Here is a 4,023-nt window from a genome sequence, read left to right as displayed (position 1 = left end):
ACAGACGCTATTCTTGCTCTGCACCGGTTCGCCTTCGAAGTAGGCGTGCACGCCGCCCGATGCCGAGCGCGTCATGAACACGTCCGCGTCGGGGCCGAGTTCGACGCCTTGCTCGGCCGCCAGGTTGCGCAGAGCGGCGATGCCATGCTTGCCGTCCTTCTCGTCGCAGTCGATGCAGATGACGCCGCTCTTTTCCGTGTCGAGGCCGATGTTGTAATCGGGGTTGGAATAGACCGGCTTGCCCTTGCGCGTCTCACCGATCAGCTTGCGCTCCGGGGACCAGAAGTCGGCGAGCCGATCAGGATCGTTCGTGGTCTTGTTCCACCAATCCTTGAAGGGCGGTATCTTCTTGTCAGGGAGCAGCGGACCAACGGACCAGCCGAGCCGCTTGGCGTACGCAACCGCGATTTGCAGCTTTGAAGCTTGAGCCCTTCCGTTCAAGCTATTATCATATTTATCGGACATTTTATTTTCTCGCGTTACATGGCCCGCCGCTTTTCCTCGGAGCGGCGGGCTTTCCTATTGGGAGGGGACTGGAAGCGCCGCGCCACCTCGGCGAGGTTGACGCCCGGAGCGGTACAGACATCGATCAACGGCGGCGAGGTGTCGGCAATGCGAACCGTGACGCCAGGTGCGATCTCGACGGCGCGGCCAGTAGCAGCCGCCTCTGCGGCGGCACGCCTGACAAGCTCACCGAAAGAGCCGCCGATGAAGTTGATGTCGGCGACGCACGACGGATCATCGGCGTATGCCGCGCCGGCAATAGCGTCACTCATGATGTTCTCGACGATGCGCGCGGTCATGCTGCCCTCCTGCCTCCCGGCACTACCAGCCGCCACACAAGCTTGCCTTTGCGATCATGGGCCAGCTCGATGAGGCCATCCCTTTGCAGGCGCCGTTTGGCGGCGACTACGTTCGTGGCGCGGTGGTCGGCCCGCCGTCCCTGGCGCAACGCCTCCGTGAGCCTGATCTGATGATCTGTGCGGGTCGCTAGGGTGTAGTGAAGCCAGGTCTCGGCGGCTTCAACCTCCGCCTCTGGGGGAGATGCAACCTGTTGTTTGATGATGGCGCTCATGACGCCACCTCGTCGGGCACGTCGTAAGCTGATATCTCCCAGGCCAAGAGATCGCTGGCGCGGTAGCGAATGCGCCCGCCGGGCAGCTTGATGGCCTTCGGACCTTTTCCCTTAGCCAGAAGATTGCGGAGAGATTGGGGGTGGTAGTTGTACCGCCTGGCGACTTGCTCAGTCGTCAAGAGCGGATCGAGTTCGAGCGCTTCCATAGCGGTCATGGCGCGGCTTTCCTTTCGGCCAGTTGGCCGGTTGGTGTTGCCGGCCAGGCAGACGCGCACGTTTGCGGGCGCGCACCTAGGCCGTAGTACTTCGACGCATTTGGGATTGATCCGAAAGAGGGCGTTCTTGGTATTGCACCCTTGGTCAGAGTTTTAGCCGGCCCGGTCGGATCATGCCGGGGTGTTCGCTATCTGACTAAATTTTGCACTATTAAATCACAGGTAGAGCGATTAAGTCAAGGATTATAATCCTACAGCAGAACAGCGGCTAGGCCATCTGGCTACGTGGCCGCCGCCGCATCGTTTAAACGGTCAGCTTGCCCGCATCGGTTCCAAGGCCGCGACGCGAGCCGCCCACACATTCAAGGCTGCCCGGCGCTCCGGCAGATAGCGAGCCCGGTTGTAGACGCCGGCCACGCCGGCCTTGGCCGCGCCGCTGACATGGTTCACGACCGCCTCGACCACGTGGGGAGCAATGCCAAGCTCATTCATCCCCGTGACCATCGTGCGCCGCAGGTCGTGGCCGGTCCAGTGCGGCAGGACAGGCCGCCCAAGAGCCGTGCAGAGCGCCGACACGCGGGCGTCGAGATGCCCCTTGGCCTTGCTGAAACCAGACACCGGCTCCTCGCCGCCGCTGCCCGAAAAGACAAATGGCAGACGTTCCACTTTACCGCCGTTCCGCTTCGCCGATGCGTCCGGTATCTCACGGACGGCGTCGGCTTGCATCTTACGCCTTTGCAGAATCGTGACGACAGCCGGTGACAGCGGCACTAGATGCGGCAGGCCGTTCTTGGTGCGGCTGCCCGGCAAGTCCCAAATCGGTTCCTTACCATCCAACTCGCGAAGCTCACTCCACATCATGCCGGCGACTTCGTTCCGCCGCTGACCGGTGAGAGCGAGCACCAGGAAGAAATCACGCCATAGATCGGCCAAGGGCGGCGCGTCGTTGAGGCCATACATTACGCGGAGTGTACCGTCGTCATCGCGGAGCACAGCCGCCACGACGGCCAATTCCTCGTCGGTCAGAGCGCGGTCGCGTTTCGTGTTGTCGTGGCGCATGCGCAACCGGTCAGTTGGCGCGCGGTCAATTAGGTTGCCGCGATCAGGATCAGCACACCAGTTGAAGAACACGCGAAGATAGGCGACTGCCTTGTTGCTAGCGGCGAAGTGCTCTTGAGCGTCGAGGTTGTCGAGGACCACCGTCACGTCGGCGCGGCTGATCGAGGCGAGCTGCCGTCCCCTCCAATCGGCCACGGCAGGGCCGACGAGGAACGTGCTGTAGTCGCGGTATGTGTTTGCGCTGATATGCGCCTTCCGATCAGCTAGGAACTTCTCCACGGCCTTGGCGAACGTGCTGGCCGCAGCCGTTGCCTCCTGCCGCTTCGCTTCAACGACGGGATCGGCCCCGCGTTCGGCAGTTGTCTTCCATTCTCTAGCCTTTTCACGGGCCTCAGCCAGCCCAAGCATGGGTGAAGGGCCATAACGACCAAGGGTCATGCGCTTAAGCTTGCCGCCCACGCGGTCGAAAACGAAGAACGTCTTCCGGCCTTTGGCGGTGACGCGGACACCGAAGGACGGCAACAGCGTGTCGAAATAGTCGACTTGGCCAGAGGTCGGCGGCTTGAGGGCGCGAATGGTCGCGTCGGCGAACTTGATTTTCGGCATGGTCCGCTACTCCAAGGTCAAAAAGGTAACAATAGGTAACAATATCACTGGTTATGCACAAGTATGCATATCGATCTATTTGAAACCAAAATTCGTCAAAACCACCTTTAAATCAGCTAGTTATGCCGAAATCGATTATGTCAAATTATTAACAATGATATCTCAACGCATCATTCGTAATGATGGGGTCGCGTGTTCGAGTCACGCAAGCGCACCAGTTTCCTAAAAGCGTGTAATTCCAATACCATACCTGTCGGGTGGATTTGGGTTCGCCCATAAACCCACCCAAGATCGCCCTAAGCCGAAACGCTGCGGCGTCGTACGGCAGCATTTCGCCGCTTGCCGACCTCAGCACCTCCAAGCGTGACTGTTCGGTGTGATGCCGATACAAAAGCGCCGGCACGGTGGCGTCAACCGGTTACACAAGCCAGCCAACATCCCCGGCCTTCTGGAAGTGGCGTCAGCGTCCCCAGAGGCTGCGTGGGCGGGTCGTTGGTTGACTGTAGCGCGACTGAACGCTCCACGCTTCGCAAGCTGGATAGCGGAATCTCGTGAGGGCAAGGTCAAGTTGCTCTCCGTTCCAGCGACGGGCGGAGATTGGGAAAGATGGATAGCGTGCAGGTGAGGCGCATGGAAGCCGGCAGGACATGGACGCGGGACGGCCCGCGTGCAGGCGCCTGGCTGAGCCGTGTAATGAGCACGCAGCGCCACCTCGCAGCGATCCTGGCTTGCGACGTGGTTGGCTATTCGCGCCTGACGGAGCGCGACGAACGCGGCACGCTCGAGCGGCTGAAGGCCTACCGCAAGGACCTCCTCGAGCCGCTGGTATCCGAGAACCAGGGACGCATCGTCAAGCTCACCGGCGACGGCATGCTCTGCGAATTCGCGAGCGTCGTCAATGCGGTGACATCGGCGGTGGCGATCCAGCAGGCTGTGGCGGAACACGAGGCGGAGACGCCGGAGGAAGAGCGGATTCGCTTGCGCATCGGCGTCAATCTCGGCGACGTGGTCTGCGAGGAGGACGGCGACCTCTACGGCGACGGGGTCAACATCGCCGCCCGCCTCGAA

At 61.2% G+C, this 4,023-nt stretch carries 6 protein-coding genes; 1 reads left to right on the top strand and 5 read right to left on the bottom strand.

The genetic code is table 11. From position 1 onward, the window contains the following. The 5 genes from EOA60_RS22165 to EOA60_RS22145 all read right to left on the bottom strand — a co-directional run. Positions 1-441, bottom strand: a 441-nt coding sequence (locus tag EOA60_RS22165) for a bifunctional DNA primase/polymerase (RefSeq protein WP_164899461.1), incomplete at its 3' end; no start/stop codon positions are given. A 38-nt stretch (positions 442-479) separates the two neighbouring features. After that, positions 480-803 carry a hypothetical protein gene (locus tag EOA60_RS22160; protein ID WP_127335723.1) on the bottom strand — a complete coding sequence of 108 codons (324 nt, stop codon included), beginning with the start codon at positions 801-803 and terminating at the stop codon, positions 480-482. Further along, on the bottom strand, positions 800-1,075 hold the full coding sequence (locus tag EOA60_RS22155) for a hypothetical protein (RefSeq protein ID WP_127335722.1): 276 nt from the start codon (positions 1,073-1,075) through the stop codon (positions 800-802). Before EOA60_RS22155 ends, EOA60_RS22160 begins: the two co-directional genes overlap by 4 nt. After that, positions 1,072-1,290, bottom strand: a complete 219-nt coding sequence (locus tag EOA60_RS22150) for a helix-turn-helix domain-containing protein (RefSeq protein WP_127335721.1) — start codon at positions 1,288-1,290, stop codon at positions 1,072-1,074. Before EOA60_RS22150 ends, EOA60_RS22155 begins: the two co-directional genes overlap by 4 nt. Before the next feature lie 312 nt (positions 1,291-1,602). Continuing rightward, positions 1,603-2,955, bottom strand: coding sequence for a site-specific integrase (locus tag EOA60_RS22145; RefSeq protein ID WP_127335720.1), 1,353 nt, complete (start codon positions 2,953-2,955; stop codon positions 1,603-1,605). A gap of 693 nt (positions 2,956-3,648) precedes the next feature. On the opposite strand from EOA60_RS22145, the gene EOA60_RS22140 reads away from it, so the two are divergent. Continuing rightward, positions 3,649-4,023: adenylate/guanylate cyclase domain-containing protein (locus tag EOA60_RS22140; RefSeq protein WP_164899460.1), on the top strand; the 375-nt coding region annotated here is incomplete at its 3' end.

This window comes from Mesorhizobium sp. M1A.F.Ca.IN.020.06.1.1 (genome assembly GCF_004023265.1).
Lineage (GTDB): Bacteria > Pseudomonadota > Alphaproteobacteria > Rhizobiales > Rhizobiaceae > Mesorhizobium.
The sequence above is the reverse complement of the archived record's forward strand: the minus strand, read 5'-3'. Positions and strand labels throughout refer to the sequence as shown.

Coding starts and splice junctions, on each gene's coding strand:
- EOA60_RS22160 (WP_127335723.1), bottom strand. CDS start 803: ATGACCGCGCGCATCGTCGAGAACATCATGAGTGACGCTATTGCCGGC.
- EOA60_RS22155 (WP_127335722.1), bottom strand. CDS start 1,075: ATGAGCGCCATCATCAAACAACAGGTTGCATCTCCCCCAGAGGCGGAG.
- EOA60_RS22150 (WP_127335721.1), bottom strand. CDS start 1,290: ATGACCGCTATGGAAGCGCTCGAACTCGATCCGCTCTTGACGACTGAG.
- EOA60_RS22145 (WP_127335720.1), bottom strand. CDS start 2,955: ATGCCGAAAATCAAGTTCGCCGACGCGACCATTCGCGCCCTCAAGCCG.